The organism is Lentzea albidocapillata (assembly GCF_000719115.1).
GTDB classification, from domain to species: domain Bacteria; phylum Actinomycetota; class Actinomycetes; order Mycobacteriales; family Pseudonocardiaceae; genus Lentzea; species Lentzea albidocapillata.
The window spans coordinates 244,515-259,861 of record NZ_JOEA01000020.1 but is presented as its reverse complement, the minus strand read 5'-3'; the positions used below and the strand labels follow the sequence as shown (position 1 = coordinate 259,861).

Genomic DNA, 15,347 nt, shown 5'->3' with positions numbered 1-15,347 from the left:
CGGCTCTTTGCCGGCGGGTGAGTTCCTTGCACCATGGCAAAGACTCTCGCGGCAGCCGGCCTCACGCTGGCCTCCCTCGCCGCCACCGCTGTGTTCTTCTCCCCCGTGGCTTCCGCCGAGACCTGTAAGGCTTCCTACTACTCGGGCGGCGGCACGACCGCCAGCGGCGAGCGCTTCGACCCCAACAAGCTGACGGCCGCACACAAGACGCTGCCGTTCGGCACTCGCGTGAAGGTGAAGAACCGCTCCAACGGCAAGACGGTGACCGTGCGGATCAACGACCGAGGCCCGTTCATCACCGGCCGCTGCGTCGACCTGACCCCCAAGGCCTTCAAGACGATCGCCCCGCTGTCACAGGGCGTAGTGGGCGTGACAGTGACAAAGGTGTGATCGAGTAGAAATGACCAGGTTCGCTTGACCCAATCGAGTGAACGAGATAGGCAATCCGGGTGTTGGCGGCGATGAGTGGGGCAGGTCGGCTCGCAACCGGGGCTCTCCTAGGTGCGGTCGTCGCCGCGTTTTACGTGCTCGCGCCGCATGTCGGATCGCTCGCGTCGGGCGATCCGACAGGGCCTGACGGCGACAGACCGGCCCGTGTCTCACTGATCAACACGCCTTCGTTGATCCCGACCGACGCAGGGACGCCCTCACTCACCGTATCGTCCGAACCGTCGTCCAATCCGTCGTCGTCCGCACCGTCTTCATCCAAGGCAACGACTACGACTACGACGATCGCTGTCACGACGACAACGACTCAGGCGCCGCCGCGCGCAACGACGACCACGCGGCCGCGACCTACCACAACGACCACCACCACGCGGCCGTGCGGCCTCATCTTCTGCTGATCACGTGTGCCTGCGTCGCGCGAGGAGTCGGCCTCACCACTCACTCGCCGGAACTCGCCCTCAAGCCGGTCGGGCAGGACACCCCGGTGCCGCCCAGCCCGCAGTACCCATAGGGGTTCTTGGCGTCCGACAGGTACTGCTGGTGATAGTCCTCCGCGTAGTAGAACTCCCGCAGCGGCTCGACGGTCGTGGTGATCCGCCCGTGCCCGGACGCGTCCAAGGTCTGCTGGTAGACGGCGAGTGAGGCCTCCGCCGTGGCCCGTTGTCCCTCGTCGGTGACGAGCACGATCGACCGGTACTGCGTGCCGATGTCCGCACCCTGCCGCATCCCCTGAGTCGGGTCGTGGCCCTCCCAGAACACCCGCAGCAACTCCTGGAAGGGCAGTGCGGACGGGTCGAACACCACGTACACGACCTCGGCGTGTCCGGTCCGCCCTGAGCAGACCTCCTCGTAGGTCGGGTTCGGGGTGGTACCGCCCGAATAGCCCACAGCAGTGGTCCACACGCCTGGCGTTTGCCAGAAAAGGCGTTCGGCGCCCCAGAAACAGCCCAGCCCGAATGTGGCGGTTCGACAGCCGGACGGGAACGGTGGCTGCAGCGGCCGGTCGGTGAACACCGCGTGCGCGGATGGCGCCGACAGTGGCTCCGGACGGCCTGGCAGGGCGTCGGAAGCGGCCACTACCTGCGGTTTGTTCCGACCGAACCACGCCATGTGACCAATATATCGGTGGGATGCGCCACAACCAGGTCACGACTTGAGAGGCCCGCACGATGGCCTTACAGGACACGGGCACAATGTCCGAGTCTCATGTTCGCGTGGAAGGGGGTGCCAGGGGTGACCTGGCAAGACGAGCTTCAGAAGCTCGACAACGAACTCGCCTCTGGTCGGCTCTCGGCAGACGACTACCGTCGTCGCCGGGACGAGCTGCTCTCAGGTTCTGCGGGAGGCGGCCCCGTCCAGAGTCCTCAGCAGGCTCCGTTCGCTGCTCCGTTCAAGTGGGAGGCGAAGCCGCCGAGCGCGTCGAACCCGGACGCCACGCAGGTGGTACCGAACCAGAAGCCGCCTCAGCAGCAGAACCCCAACCCGGACGCCACCCAGGTGGTGAACACGCAGAACCGCTCGAGCGACGCGGAGCGGACGCAGTTCGTCACGCCCATCGCACCGCCTGGGCCCGGTGGATGGGGGCAGCCGCAGCAGCAGCAGCAGCCGTCCGCGCCGCCGCCCTGGGTCGGCGCCGACTTCGACTCGATCAACCAGCCTTCGCCCAGTTGGAGCCACGGGCCCGAGGTCTTCGACGACTCCAGCGGTGGCGGCGGCAAGGGCAAGATCATCGGCATCGTGCTGGCCGTGGTCCTGCTCGCCGGCCTCGGTTTCGGTGCCTACTGGCTGTGGGGTCGTGGCGGCAGCGATCCCAACGCGGGTGGGCAGACGAGCACCACGGCGTCCACCAGCACCACGCCGAGCGCGCCGCCCGACCCGCTGCAGGTCGGCAAGGTCGCGGGCAACCCGCAGGAGCGCAAGGACATCACGACCTTCACGCAGATCGAGGCCCTCAAGCCGCCCTATCTCACGCCCGGCGAGATCAACGCGTACAAGACCGCCGGTGGCGCGAAGTCCAAGCTGAGCCTGGCCACGCCCGCCAAGGGCGTCAGCACCACGATCATGATCGTCACGGCGTCCGAGAACGCCGCGGCGAACAACTGCGCGATCGAGCTCAAGAGCGTGCAGGAGACCAACGGCATGGAAGCGGTCACCTCGGACGTGCCGGCCAAGACCTACGTCACCCAGGTCGACGCCAAGGACGGGCAGCCCGCCCGCATCCGCGGTCACTACTCGAGTGGCAAGTACGTCGTGCGCATCGACATCACGGCCGCGACGCTCACGGACGCCATGCAGCACTTCAAGGCCGCGGCCGAGATCCAGCTCAAGGCGATGCCCACTGATGCCTAGTGTCACCGCCTGCACGGTCGTCGCGAAGAACTACCTGCCGGCCGCCAGAGTCCTCGCCCGTTCCTACCTCGACCACCACGAAGGTCACCGGTTCGTCATCCTCGTCATCGACGCCCCGTGGGGGAGCATCGCCGACGAGGACGGCGTCCAGGTCCTCGGCCCGGACGCGACCGGCATCGACGAGCTCGACTACCTGCGGATGGCCACCGCCTACTCGCTGACCGAGCTCGCGACCGCGGTGAAGCCGTACCTGTTGCGGCAGCAGCGCGAGCAGTCCGACGTGGTCATGTACATCGACCCGGACATCAAGGTGTTCGCGCCGATGCCGGAGCTCGCCGAGCTCGCGATGGAGCACGGCATCGTGCTCACGCCGCACTTCCTGGAGCCGCTGCCGCGCGACGGCAAGGAGCCCAGCGAAGCGGTGATCATGGGGACCGGGATCTTCAACCTGGGCTTCGTCGCCACGGGGCCGGGTTCCGAGCCGTTCCTCGACTTCTGGGCCGTGCGACTGCGCCACGACGCGATCGTGGCGCCCGAACGGCAGCTCTTCACGGATCAGCGGTGGGTCGACCAGGTGCCCGCGCTGTTCCGCAACCACGTGCTGCGCGACCCCGGCTTCAACGTCGCCTACTGGAACCTGCACGAGCGTTCCGTCCACAAGCAGGACGGGAAGTATTTCGCCGACGGGAAACCGTTGCGGTTCTTCCACTTCAGCGGTTACCGGCCGGAGCACCCGTGGCTGCTGACGTACCACTGCCAGCGCCGGCCGCGGATCCTGCTGTCGGAGAACCCGGACCTCAAGGCGATCTGCGACGACTACGGCACCGCGTTGCACACCAACGGATACGCCGAGACGCTCGACGCGATTCCTTACGGCTTCAACAAGATGTCCGACGGCTCGAAGCTCAGCCCGACCATGCGCGGCATGTTCCGCGACGCGTGGATCAAGGTCGAGGTCGAGCACGAGCGGGTCTCCAAACAAGACACCGAGATCCCGCCGCACGCGTTCGGTGAGGACGGTGGCCGCGCGTTCCGCGAGTGGCTGACCTCCCCCGCGACGCCGGGACAGGCCGCCGCCGGGCTCAGCCGGATGATCATGGCGGTCTTCGAGGCGCGCACCGACCTGCAGCTCGCCTTCCCGGACGTGCTCGGCGCGGACGCGGACGACTTCCGCGCTTGGTGCCGGACCTCCGGCATCAACGAGGGCATGCTCCCCGAGTGGGGCCTGCCCACTGAGCCGAAGCCGGTGCGTGAGCCCGTCGACGAGTTCGGCGTCAACATGCTCGGGTACCTGACCGCGGAGCTCGGGCTCGGCGAGATGGGCCGGATCGTGCACGACGCGATCGAGCTGGCCGGCGTACCGATCGTGTCCGTGGTGGAGGATCGGCTCGTCTCCAACCGCACGAACGTCGACCACCAGGGCACCCTGGGCGAGCCGAAGTTCCCGGTGAGCCTGGTCGCGGTCAACGCGGATCAGACCCACGCCGTGCTGGGCCACCATCCCGGCGTGGGTCACCACCGCTACCGCATCGGCCTCTGGGCGTGGGAGCTCGAGGACTTCCCGGAGTGGCTCCACTCGGCCTTCGCCCTCGTCGACGAGGTGTGGACGGTCAGCGACTTCTGCCGCGACGCGATCGCCAAGCACTCGTCGGTTCCGGTCAGGACGATCCCGGTACCGGTGCGCGATCCCGGTGAGCCCGATCCGGTGCCGACCGGCGGACCGGCTCAGTTCCTCTTCGCGTTCGACTTCAACAGCATCGGTCAGCGCAAGAACCCGTGGGGTGCCATCACGGCCTTCCAGCGGGCGTTCGAGGGCCGCGACGACGTACGGCTGGTCATCAAGGCCATCAACGGCAAGCTGCACCCGTTGAGCGCGGAACGCCTCCGCGTCCTGGCCAGCAGCGACCCGCGGATCGAACTGCTGGAGCGCTACCTGACCGTGCAGGAGCTGCACGACCTGTACGCCAACAGCACCGCCTACGTCTCGCTGCACCGCAGTGAGGGTTTCGGTCTCACCGTCGCCGAGGCGATGGCACGCGCTCTGCCGGTGATCTCGACGGACTACTCCAGCACGACGGAGTTCTTCGACTCTCGCGTCGGCTGGCCGATCCCGTACGAACTCACCGAGGTCGGCAAGGGCAACTTCCCTTACCACGAGACCGCGGTGTGGGCGGATCCCGACCTGGACGCCGCCGCGCAGGCCATGCGCGAGATCGCCGACGACCCGGCGGAGGCCCGTCGCCGCGGACTCGCCGCGCGGGAGTACATCCTGCGCACGAGGTCGATGACCGCCGCCGCGACGTGGATGCGCGAACAGCTGACCAACGCGTACGAGAAGTGGCGTTCCGACCGGGACACGACGGCCGTGCAGGAGCAGGAAGCCGATCCGCTGCAGCCGCTGCGGGAGTCGAAGCAGGCACTGCTGTGGCAGCCGGAGGCAGGAGCGCCGTCGCGGCTGCCGGGGGCGCCCGCGATGCGCAAGGCCGTCCTGCGGATGATCGACCACTATGACGTGCACCAGCGCAAGGTGATGGGCACGCTCGTGGGCGGCGTCGAGGGCACCGCCGCGCAGATGCTGGCTCGCATGGAGGCGATGGAGCAAGCGCTGACCACGCGGCTCGACGAGGTCACCAGGAACATGGCCAAGAGCATCGAGCGGCTGGAGAACCGGGAGCCCGACCTCACCGGCCTGCAGCAGGAGATCGCACAGGTCAACGCACGCGTCGGCGAGGACTTCGCCGCCGTCCGCGAGTCGATCAGCGGGGTACGCGATCAGGTCGAGGCCGCGGAACAGCGCCACCACGAGATGTTCGCCGACCGCGACGTGCGGATCGACCAGGACGAGCGCACGTTGCAGCAGATGAAGCGCGACCTCACGGCCGTGCACACCTCCGCGCGGCTCAGCCACGCCCCGGTGCCCGACGGCGCCCAGGTGGTGCTGTGCGACGCGGGTGCCTTGCTGGTGCCGGACGACGATGTCGTGCTTCCGTGGCTCGAGTACCACCGCTCGTGGGAGGTCAGCGAAGCCGACCTCATGGCCGAGCTGATCGGCGAGGGAGCGTTCCTCGACATCGGCGCGCACGTCGGCTACCACACGCTGCGGCTCATGCAGCGCACGTCCGCGACGATCACGGCCGTCGCGGTCGAGGCCAACCCGGTGAACGCCGACTACCTGCAGCGCAACGTCGCGGCGGTGCTGCCGGCGGAGGTCGCACAACGGGTCACCGTGCTGCCCATCGCCGCGTGGGACTCGAACACCGAGGTCGTGCTCGTGCAGGAGGAGGAGTTCAACAGCGGCGACCACCGCGTGCACGAGAACTCCGGGGACGGCAGCACGGGCGGTGTCGTGGTGCCGGCGGTGCGCCTCGACGGCCGGCCCGAGGTCAACGGCCGGCGCGTCAGCCTCGTGAAGGTCGATCTGCAGGGCCGGGACCACCGGGCGCTCGCAGGCCTGTCCGACGTGCTCGAACGCGACCGCCCGCACGTCGTGTGCGAGTTCTGCCCCGATGCGATCACCGAGCTCGGTGACGACGCGGCAGAGGTCCTGGTGACATATCGGAAGCTCGGCTACCACGTCGTTCCCGTGGACGACAACGGGCCGGTCACGGGTGACTACTCGGACGAAGAGCTGATCACCATGGCCGACTCGGCCGAGACGAAGTTCATAACTCTCTGGCTTCGTCCCCTCTGAGCAATGCGCTCTCGTACCATTTGTCCAGGCTCGCTGCCATCCGCGCGAGCCTGGACCATGGGGGAAGTGCGTGAGCCGGACCAACCAGGGCATGACCATGCGCCGCAGCGAGCTGCGCCGTGTGGTCGGTTCGCTGGTGATCCTGGCCGTCCTCCTCGCGATCGCCGCGGGCAGCTGGTTCGCCTGGGGCAGTGAGCTGGAGCTCGCCGGCGCACGAGATGCCCGTCCGGTCGGCGAGGAAGGCCGCCTGCCCGCGGACCCGCTCGCGATGGCGGACATGGGTGGCGTCCACGAGAACTACGAACCGGTCCGTACCTTCCAGGGCGTGCGCCGCGTCGACTTCATGACCCCGGAGGAACTGGCCGCGTACGAGACCGCCGGCGCAGCAGGGGCCCGCATGTCGGTGTCGATCTTCCCCGAGGGCAAGGCCACCCTGGCGGTCGTCCAGGTCCGCGACGCGGCCGCCGCTCGCAACGCCGCGACCGAGCTCGAAGCCCTGCAGACGGGCTACGGGCTGCAGCCCGCTGACCCGCACGTCCAGCTCGCCCCGGACGGCTCGCTCACCAGGTCGGTCTACTCCCACGACAACGTCGTGGTCAGGCTGGAGGTGCGCGGCGACGCCCGCGACTGGGTGCGGACGAAGACCGCCGAGATCATCGCGGCCCAACTGGAAGCGCTGCCCGCCGATGAGTAGCCCGTCCGAGCAGGTCACGCAGCCGGTCGCGTCCTCGTCCACCCGGCCGTCCGGTCTGCGCGCTCCCGTCGCCGTCGCGACGGTGCTGATCGCCTACAGCTTCCTCGGCGGGCTCTGGCTGAACCGGCACGGGTACTCGCCCGAGTGGCTCGTGCTGGTCCGCGAGTGGTTCAACAAACCGCTCGGCCTCGGCGAGGACTTCGGTTTCCTGGCGATCGCGCTGCTGCTGATGTCCTGCGGTCACCTGCTGGTCCTGCGGGTGACGACCGCTTCCCCGGCCGCGTTCGCCAGGCGGCTGGCCTGGCAGGTCCTGCCGGCGGCGGTGATCGCGGTCGTGCTCGGCCTGCTCTTCTCGCTGTTCGCCGACCCGCTCCCGTTCGAGTTCGACTACCGCGCCAACCCGCTGGTCCTCGGCCTGCTGGCCGGCCTGGTGTTCGCGGTACTGCTCGTGCTGTCCGCGCCACTCCTGCCGCGCCAGTGGCACATCGCGGTGGTCGGCCAGCTGGCCGTCGTGACCTTCGCGCTCACCGCGGCCGGGATCGCCGACGCCCCACAGCTGGGCATCCTCGCGAGCCTGGTTGTGCTTTCGGTCATCGGCGAGCTGTTGTGGCTGTCGAAGTCCGGTATCGCCAGGTTCTGGGAGGTGGCGCCGCTGGTCCTCTTCGGACTCTCCCTGCTGGTCGTCTCCGAGCACCTGTTCCGCGAGGCGCGCGACAGGTGGTTCACCGTGGCGGCGGTGACCGCGCTGCTGCTGATGCTTCTCTTCGTCCGCGGCCAGGCGAGTACCACGCGTCCCCGGCCCGTCGAGTGGCTCTTCAGCCGCGGCTATTACCTGGTGCTGCTGTGCGGCGTGCTCGCCTACCCGCTGGTGGGGCTGCTGCAGCCGCTGACCCTGCCGGTCTCCTACATCGTCGTGTTGCTCGCCTGGGGCCTGGGGGCCGAGCTGCTGCACCGCTGGTTCGGGAAGTCGACATGAACACTCTCGCGAGCACGACCACCACACCGGCCCGGCCGCGAGGCAGCGGCGGCGGGTACATGCACGGGCTCGACATCCTGCGGGTGATCGCTTCCACGGCCGGCGTATACGTGCACACCGCCAACTGGTTCGCCGTCAACAAGCGGGAGTTCTCGCTCAACGGCGTGGTGCGGACAGTTGTGGCCGAACCGCTGCACCTGAACCCGCACCTGTCGTTCACCGACGTCACGATCTTCATGGTCATCAGCGGCATGGTCGTCACCCACGTCGCGGACAGGGAACGACCGGGGCAGTTCCTGCTGCGCCGGTTCGGGCGCATCATCCCGCTGCTCGTGGTCGTCCTGCTGGCCACCGCGCTGCTGATCAACCTCGGGGTGTTCCGCGCCGAGACGAGGCAGACGTCGCTGAGCTTCCTCGACATCCTGACCGGCGTCACCCTGGCCGGGTTCTTCACCACGCCGACGGTGATCCTGGTCGGTGTCACCTGGACGTTGCTGCTGCAGATCACCTTCTACTCATACGTCGCGGCCACGATGCCCCTCCTGCGACGAAGGCCCTGGCTGCCGTCCGCTGTGGCGGCCGTGCTCGTGTGCGCGACCCTGTCGGTGGCCAGCGGCCCGCAAACGGAACCGGTGCACCGTATCGGGGTGATCGCCGCGTTCATCACGCTGATCTTCATCGGTCAGCTGATCACCCTGGTGCGCTCGGGCAAGGTGAGCATCGCCGTGGGATCTGCCATCGGCGCGACCCACTTCGGCCTGTTCGTCTGGGCGGACAAGCTCGGCGGCTACGCCTACGCGGGTGGCGGCATGGTCCGCACCGCGTTCCTCGCGATCCTGCTGATCCTGGTCGTGATGTACCTCAACGGCCCGATCACGAAGTCGGCCTTCGTCAAGGCCTGGTCCGCGCGGACCTACGCGATCTACCTGATCCACCCGGTCGTCATCTACCCGACGCTCGCGGCCCTCGCGCCGAAGATCGGGAACATGCCGGCGCTGCTCGTGGCGCTGGTGCTTACCGCTGCCGTCACCGAGGTGCTCCACCGCTACCTCGAGATGGCCGTGCACCAGCGCATTCGCCGGTGGGAGAAACAACGTTCTAAGTAGTTGGTCTGCCACCGTAAGTATTTGTCCGTTACTCTCCTTGCCGTAATGCCATTTCGGGACCGTATGACGGCTAAGGGGGTCGGTCCCGCTGGAATCACCAGCGCGCGAGCCCACCAGCGCGGACAACACACGGCCGGACAAGACGCGGGTAGCGTTCATCGACATCGGCCGTGCGGTCGGGGCACTGCTCGTCTTCTACAGCCACATCGCGGCCCAGTGGGTCGGCAAGCGGGACGAGGAATCAGCCTTCTTCGACACGCTCAACGCGGTGTCGAGCGATCCGTTCCACATGTCCCTGCAGGGCATCGGTGAGGTCGCGGTCCCGTTCTTCTTCCTGGTCAGCGGGTTTGTGGTCACCCCGATCGCACTGCGCCACGGCCAGGTGCGGTTCGGCCTGAACCGCCTGTCCCGCGTCTACCCGCCGATGATCTTCACGGTGCTGCTGACGGCACTGCTGATCACCGTGGGCGGCGGCCTGCTCGCGACCGGCCAAGCCCAGACGATCAGCGCGTGGACGCTGTTCACCAACTCCGTACTGGTCAACTACCTGATCTTCCCACAGGTCGTGCTGGTCGGCGTCGCGTGGACGTTGATCGTCGAGGTCATCTTCTATGTCCTGCTGGTCCTGCTGATCCCCGTGCTGCGCCGCTGGGTGTGGTTCGCGCTGGCCATCGAACTGACGTTCGTGTTCGTCGTGCTCATGAGCCGCGCCCAGTTCGGCAAGTCCTGGTCGCTATTCGCGGTCAACGTGTCGTACCTGCCCATCCCGATCATCGGCCAGATAATCTGGGCAACCACGACCAAACGGATCCCGCTGTGGCTAGGCGGCGTGTACACCGCGGGCGCCTGGTCGTTGTACGTACTGGGCGACGCGTTGAAGCTCGGCCGCGTCGACAACTCCTACAGCCTGGCGCTGGCAGTCGCCGTCCTGTGCTTCCTGATGGGGCTGTTCGCCGAGCCGCGGCTGCGCGAGCGGAAGTTCTGGATCGCGCTGTCCGAGCGCAGCTACTCGATCTACCTGCTGCACGGCCTGGTCGCGTTCGCGCTGCTGGATCTGATGCGCCCGGCGGTGCCCCTGCTGCCGGCCGTCGTGATCGCCGTAGCCGTCACCTTCGGGGCTGTCGAGCTGAGCTACCGGTTCGTGGAGAAACCAAGTCACAAACTCGCCCGCCGGCTGTCCAAGCCGAAACCGCGCCCCGCGCCGCCAGAGGAGCCGTCCACCGAGTCGGTTCTGCCCGAGCCAGTCCTGCCCGAGCCGATCGCCGACTCGCGCGCGATCGTGACGGCCGAGGTCACGCTCGAGATCCCGCGCCTGCGGGCATCCGCCCAGAAGCGGACCGAGGACGACGACACCCAGATCCTGCCGCGCGTGCCGGCCTACCCGAGCACGGATCCGGACGAGAGACCGAGGCGCCGCCGCCTTGAGGCCAACGCCAACGAAGCCGTCTCTGTGGCGCAACTGCTGGCCGGCCAGGCGCAAAAGAAGACGAAGCAGGAGCAGAGGGTCGGACATAACCGCCCGGCGAGGTGAGTCGGTCCCACCTGCAACCCCGAGCGAGTGCTACACGTCTTGTACTTGTGTAGGAGCCACTCGGAGGCGACACATGTTAATCACCGTGACATTAGTCACATTAGGCGGTTTGGCGTTCTTGGTGCGAACCGTAGCGGTCCTCCTGGCCGTTTCCTCCAACAAGAAGGCCAACGATTACCCTGCGCCACAAACGTCCACCAATTGAGATACTCGTTCGGAGTATGTCTTACGGCGGAACGTCGACTTACCGTACGATCCTTTCGGGTCGTATGACTGATCAGTCACCCGAAGGGGACCTCACAGGGGTAGGTGCGCCATGGACCACGCACTGAACAAGGTCATCGAGCTGCGCGAGAGTGGCTTTCAGTTCCTCCACCTGAGGGACGACGCCGGGCAGCTCGACCGCATCATGGCGTTCAAGCAGCGCAGAGGCTTCATCGACTCGATCCTGTTCTGGTCGGAGACAGAGGCGCGCGCGGGACGACTCCCCGCGGTCCGCGACTCGGCTCGCCCGGCACAGGCCGTGTGGATCTACGAGGGCCCGCTGATCGAAGCCGTGGACAGGCTGCTCGACCTGCCTGAACCCGGCGCGCGCAACGCTCCCATGCTGATGAAGGCGACGGCCTCGGACTTGGCTGTCGTGACGACGCTGCCGTTCAAGCTGAAGCTGCCGCCGGGGGCCATCGCCTAGGTCGGCCCGTCAGTTCTTTCCGAGGTCGCCGCGCTTTACGGCGCTGATGAACGCTGCCCGATGGGCGCGGTGACCCCCGGAACTCACGTTTCTCGCGTGGGCCCGCTGTGTCCAATACGACCAGAATCGTGACGTTCGGTAGCGCCTTGGCGTTGTCAGCGGCCTTTCAACGCCTCCCGGCTGATGACGAAGCCGTGCCGGTCGGAATCGAGCAGGCGCCCCCTAAAGGATGAAGAACTTCCCTCGCCTGAGTTACGCAGCTTGATGTAGACGGTCCTGACACGACACGTTCGCGCCTATGAACCTCAGGAAGACCGTCGCGGGGGCCGCTGTTGCCCTCGGCAGCGCTACCGTCATGCTCGGCCTGGGTGGTATCGCCAACGCGGACACCGGGTCCGCCGCCGTTCACACCGCGCCCGACCTCGGTGGCCAGCTGGGCGACATCGCCTCCGTCAGCGACCTCGCGTCCGTGAACACCGACGACGCAACGGGCAAGATCCAGGCCATCAACGCGCAGGACCTCGACGCCGCCGCGCTGGTCGAGAACGTCGACGCCGGTGCAACCGGTCTGCCGGCCTCCACGCTGCTCGGCCTGAACGAGCCGCACGGTGTGCCGACCGGTGCCGCGTCCGTCGACATCTGATCCGACCAGACCTTCCTGGCCGGGGCGGCGCCCGATTCCCTCCCCCTCGAATCGGGCGCCGTTCCACTTTTGCTGGAGCGGAACGCCTTGAGTATCAAGAAGATTGTCGCTTCCGCCGGTATCGCTGTCGGTGCGATGGCCGGCACCGCGAGCGCTGCGCCGCAGCTGCCGGACGTCGACCCGATCGGCAAGATCAGCGAGCTCGGTGACAGCGCTGGTGTCAGCACGCTGCACGACTTCAGTGGCGCCAACGTGGAGATGGTCCACGACGGCGACAAGGTCGTCGACAGCCGAAGCTAGCGGCCTGCCGCGTAGCCCTGTGCGCCGCGTGGATTCGCGCCGGCGCGCAGGAGTCCGTTCGCGGCATCCCTTGCCACGGCGGACATCCGGCCCAGCGTCCACTCGCCGGCGTCCACCACCTGGTGGCCTCGCTGCCGCAGCTCGTCCAGGACGTTCGTGCCGACTCGGGACTCGATGACGAGTTCGCCCGGGGTCCAGGCTCGCGGGTAGAACGAGCTCGGGAACGCGTTCGAGTGCCACATCGGCGAGTCGATCGCCTCCTGCAGGTTCAGGCCCGCCTGGTGTGCCAGCCAGAAGCCGAGCTGCCACTGGTCCTGCTGGTCGCCGCCGGGAGTGCCGAACGCGAGTGCTGGGCGGCCGTCGTGCAGCGCCATCGACGGCGACAGGGTGATGCGCGGGCGCTTGCCGGGGGCCAGTGAGTTCGGCAGACCCTTGTCCAGCCAGAACATCTGGGCGCGGCTGCCCAGGCAGAAGCCGAGTGACGGGATCGTCGGCGACGACTGCAGCCAGCCGCCGGACGGGGTCGCGGAGACCATGTTGCCCCAGCGGTCCACGACGTCCACGTGCACGGTGTCGCCGCGCGTCACGCCGGAGCGTTCCACGGTCGGTTCGCCGATCGCGCCCGTCGGGTCGGAGAGCAGGGTCGACGGGCCGCTGATGATGTGGTTCGGCAGCAACGGTTCCCGGCCGTCGGGTGAGCCGGGCCGGAGCTCGAACGAAGCCGTGGACGAGATCAGCGCACGGCGTTCGGAGGCGTACGAGCGCGAGAGCAAGGTCTCCAGCGGCACGTCCGGATCGTCGCCGTACCAGGCTTCGCGGTCGGCGAACGCCAGCTTCGCCGCCTCGACGGCGAGGTGCACGGTCTCCGCGGTGGGCTTGCCGTCCACATAGGACAGGTCGTAGCCCTCCAGCAACCGGAGTTGCTGCGCCAGCACGGGTCCCTGCGTCCACGCGCCGGCCTTCACCAGCGACCACTCGCCGAAGTCCGCGACGAGCGCGTCCTCGTAGGACGCCTCCCACGACGCCATGTCGGCGCCGGTGAGCAGACCCGCGTGGTCACGTCCGGAGTCGTCGCGGAACTCCGAACGGCAGAACTCGTCGATCTGCGCGGCGACGAACCCCTGCGACCACGCCCGGCGCGCGGCCTCGATCTGCGCCTCGCGATCGGCACCGGCGGCCTCGGCGGCGGCCAGCAGCCACTCCCAGGTGTCGGCGAGCGTGGGGTTGCGGAACCGGCCGCCGGGAGCCGGCAGGACGCCGTCGGGCATCCACTGCGCGGCGGACGTCGGCCAGTGGTCACGGAACAGGTCCGAGACCATGCCGATCGTGTGGGCGGCACGTTCGACGAGGGGGAAGCCGTCGCGGGCGTAGCCGATCGCCCGGTCCAGCACCTCACGCAGAGTCTTGGTGCCGTGGTCACGCAGCAGGGTGAGCCATCCGTCCCACGCGCCCGGCACCGTCGCGGCCAGCAGCCCACTGCCGGGGATCAGCGAAAGTCCCAGATCGGTGTAGTGCTCGATCGACGCTCCGGCGGGCGCCACGCCCTGCCCGCAGAGCACCTGAGGGGCCGCGCCGGCGGCCGAGAAGATGATCGGCACCTCGCCGCCGGGGCCGTTGAGGTGCGGTTCCACGACCTGCAGGACGAATCCCGCGGTCACGGCGGCGTCGAAGGCGTTGCCACCGTCCTCCAGCACCGCCATGGCCGACGCGGAGGCCAGCCAGTGGGTCGAAGCGACCATGCCGAAGGTGCCGACGAGTTCGGGGCGCGTGGTGAACACACCCATAAAGGTACGCGAGGCTAACTATATTGCGTGACTCCAAGTGACGTACACCCCAGGCCCGAACGGAGCAGCCCCTGATCCCCGTACAACTTTGGTCGTCGCGGACCGTGACAGATCTCCTACCAGAGGTCTACCGACGCGGAGGATGTTTCGAACTCCGTCGAACGGCACAGTTCTAGACATGGGAATTCTGGGTGTCGCGACGATCTTCATCGGCCTCGCGCTCGTGGCTGCGGTGCCGTTGGTGGCCCTGCTCCACTGGACCGACCGTTGAGTTCGAGGTAACGAGCGTTAACCTCCTCGCGAGCAGTTCGCTTCGAGGAGGATGAAGGCATGGAGATCTCGGGTACCGCGGCCATCGTCACCGGTGGCGCGTCCGGCCTCGGCGGCGCGACGGCACGTGCGCTGGCGGCGCGTGGAGCGCAGGTGTTCGCTCTCGACCTGCCCAGCGCCATCGCGAACGCCGACACGATCGAGAACGTCACCTACCTGGCCGCCGACGTGACCTCGGGCGAAGAGGTCCAGGCCGCCGTCGACACCGCGGCCGGCTCCGGCGCCCCGCTGCGCATCACGGTGAACTGCGCGGGCATCGGCCCGTCGTCCCGCACCGTCGGCAAGACCGGCCCGCACGACCTCGACCTCTACCGCAAGATCATCGAGGTCAACCTGATCGGCACTTTCAACGTCCTGCGCCTGGCCGCCGCGGCCATGGGCAAGACCGAGGAGCTCGAGCACGGCGCGCGCGGCGTCATCATCAACACCGCCTCGATCGCCGCGTTCGACGGTCAGATCGGCCAGGTCGCCTACGCCTCGTCCAAGGGCGGCGTCGTCGGCATGACCCTCCCGGCCGCCCGCGACCTGAGCAACGTCGGCATCCGCGTGCTGACCATCGCGCCCGGCATCGTCGACACCCCGATGCTCGCCACGGTCTCCGACGAGTTCCGCGCGGGGCTCGCCGCCGGCATCCCGTTCCCGAAGCGCCTGGCCCAGCCGTCGGAGTACGCGCAGCTCGCGCTCTCGATCATCGAGCACGACTACCTGAACGCAGAGGTCATCCGCATGGACGGCGCTCTGCGCATGGCTCCTCGCTAGCGCGGCGATCGCTAACCGTTGCCGCGTTTGTCGCCGGTCAGACGGG

The 15,347-nt window shown here is 68.0% G+C and carries 13 protein-coding genes; 11 read left to right on the top strand and 2 right to left on the bottom strand.

Features of this window, described 5'->3' with window-relative positions; all coding sequences use genetic code 11:
* Window positions 1-33: 33 nt before the first annotated feature.
* The gene (locus IG04_RS43070) at window positions 34-390 is read left to right on the top strand and encodes a septal ring lytic transglycosylase RlpA family protein (protein WP_030480284.1); all 357 of its coding nucleotides are present in this window, start codon (window positions 34-36) and stop codon (window positions 388-390) included.
* Window positions 391-885: 495 nt separating this feature from the next.
* Here IG04_RS43070 and msrA read toward each other — a convergent pair whose 3' ends face one another.
* Window positions 886-1,557, bottom strand: a complete 672-nt coding sequence (gene msrA / locus IG04_RS0130975) for a peptide-methionine (S)-S-oxide reductase MsrA (protein ID WP_030480282.1) — start codon at window positions 1,555-1,557, stop codon at window positions 886-888.
* 123 nt (window positions 1,558-1,680) lie between these two features.
* Between msrA and IG04_RS0130970 the strand changes: the two genes are divergently transcribed.
* From IG04_RS0130970 to IG04_RS0130930, 9 genes are all read left to right on the top strand, one after another.
* Window positions 1,681-2,796, top strand: coding sequence for a hypothetical protein (locus tag IG04_RS0130970; protein ID WP_084402035.1), 1,116 nt, complete (start codon window positions 1,681-1,683; stop codon window positions 2,794-2,796).
* Window positions 2,789-6,487, top strand: coding sequence for an FkbM family methyltransferase (locus IG04_RS0130965; protein ID WP_030480280.1), 3,699 nt, complete (start codon window positions 2,789-2,791; stop codon window positions 6,485-6,487). The genes IG04_RS0130970 and IG04_RS0130965 overlap by 8 nt, the downstream gene beginning before the upstream one ends.
* A gap of 70 nt (window positions 6,488-6,557) precedes the next feature.
* A complete protein-coding gene (locus IG04_RS0130960; protein WP_030480279.1) occupies window positions 6,558-7,181 on the top strand; it encodes a hypothetical protein in 624 nt (207 codons plus the stop codon).
* Window positions 7,174-8,157 (top strand): hypothetical protein, encoded by a 984-nt coding sequence (locus IG04_RS0130955; protein WP_030480278.1) that lies wholly within the window; start codon window positions 7,174-7,176, stop codon window positions 8,155-8,157. Before IG04_RS0130960 ends, IG04_RS0130955 begins: the two co-directional genes overlap by 8 nt.
* On the top strand, window positions 8,154-9,263 hold the full coding sequence (locus IG04_RS44370; protein ID WP_030480277.1) for an acyltransferase family protein: 1,110 nt from the start codon (window positions 8,154-8,156) through the stop codon (window positions 9,261-9,263). The genes IG04_RS0130955 and IG04_RS44370 overlap by 4 nt, the downstream gene beginning before the upstream one ends.
* An 88-nt stretch (window positions 9,264-9,351) precedes the next feature.
* Window positions 9,352-10,794, top strand: coding sequence for an acyltransferase family protein (locus IG04_RS0130945; RefSeq protein WP_084402037.1), 1,443 nt, complete (start codon window positions 9,352-9,354; stop codon window positions 10,792-10,794).
* A gap of 316 nt (window positions 10,795-11,110) precedes the next feature.
* Entirely contained in the window at window positions 11,111-11,485 is a 375-nt protein-coding gene (locus IG04_RS0130940) for a hypothetical protein (RefSeq protein WP_030480275.1), read from the top strand.
* A gap of 298 nt (window positions 11,486-11,783) precedes the next feature.
* A complete protein-coding gene (locus IG04_RS0130935; protein WP_030480274.1) occupies window positions 11,784-12,128 on the top strand; it encodes a hypothetical protein in 345 nt (114 codons plus the stop codon).
* A gap of 87 nt (window positions 12,129-12,215) precedes the next feature.
* The gene (locus IG04_RS0130930; protein WP_144065621.1) at window positions 12,216-12,428 is read left to right on the top strand and encodes a hypothetical protein; all 213 of its coding nucleotides are present in this window, start codon (window positions 12,216-12,218) and stop codon (window positions 12,426-12,428) included.
* On the opposite strand, the gene IG04_RS0130925 is transcribed toward IG04_RS0130930, so the two are convergent.
* Window positions 12,425-14,206 carry a gamma-glutamyltransferase family protein gene (locus IG04_RS0130925; protein WP_030480272.1) on the bottom strand — a complete coding sequence of 594 codons (1,782 nt, stop codon included), beginning with the start codon at window positions 14,204-14,206 and terminating at the stop codon, window positions 12,425-12,427. The two genes, IG04_RS0130930 and IG04_RS0130925, sit on opposite strands and share 4 nt — an antisense overlap.
* 336 nt (window positions 14,207-14,542) lie before the next feature.
* Here IG04_RS0130925 and IG04_RS0130915 point away from each other — a divergent pair, with 336 nt between their 5' ends.
* Window positions 14,543-15,301, top strand: coding sequence for an SDR family NAD(P)-dependent oxidoreductase (locus IG04_RS0130915; protein ID WP_030480271.1), 759 nt, complete (start codon window positions 14,543-14,545; stop codon window positions 15,299-15,301).
* The last annotated feature ends 46 nt before the right edge of the window (window positions 15,302-15,347 follow it).

Excerpts from the sequence above, each read along its gene's own strand:
- IG04_RS0130955 (WP_030480278.1), top strand. The coding sequence starts at position 7,174 with ATGAGTAGCCCGTCCGAGCAGGTCACGCAGCCGGTCGCGTCCTCGTCC.
- IG04_RS0130940 (WP_030480275.1), top strand. The coding sequence starts at position 11,111 with ATGGACCACGCACTGAACAAGGTCATCGAGCTGCGCGAGAGTGGCTTT.
- IG04_RS44370 (WP_030480277.1), top strand. The coding sequence starts at position 8,154 with ATGAACACTCTCGCGAGCACGACCACCACACCGGCCCGGCCGCGAGGC.
- IG04_RS0130965 (WP_030480280.1), top strand. The coding sequence starts at position 2,789 with ATGCCTAGTGTCACCGCCTGCACGGTCGTCGCGAAGAACTACCTGCCG.
- msrA (WP_030480282.1), bottom strand. The coding sequence starts at position 1,557 with ATGGCGTGGTTCGGTCGGAACAAACCGCAGGTAGTGGCCGCTTCCGAC.
- IG04_RS43070 (WP_030480284.1), top strand. The coding sequence starts at position 34 with ATGGCAAAGACTCTCGCGGCAGCCGGCCTCACGCTGGCCTCCCTCGCC.
- IG04_RS0130915 (WP_030480271.1), top strand. The coding sequence starts at position 14,543 with ATGGAGATCTCGGGTACCGCGGCCATCGTCACCGGTGGCGCGTCCGGC.
- IG04_RS0130935 (WP_030480274.1), top strand. The coding sequence starts at position 11,784 with ATGAACCTCAGGAAGACCGTCGCGGGGGCCGCTGTTGCCCTCGGCAGC.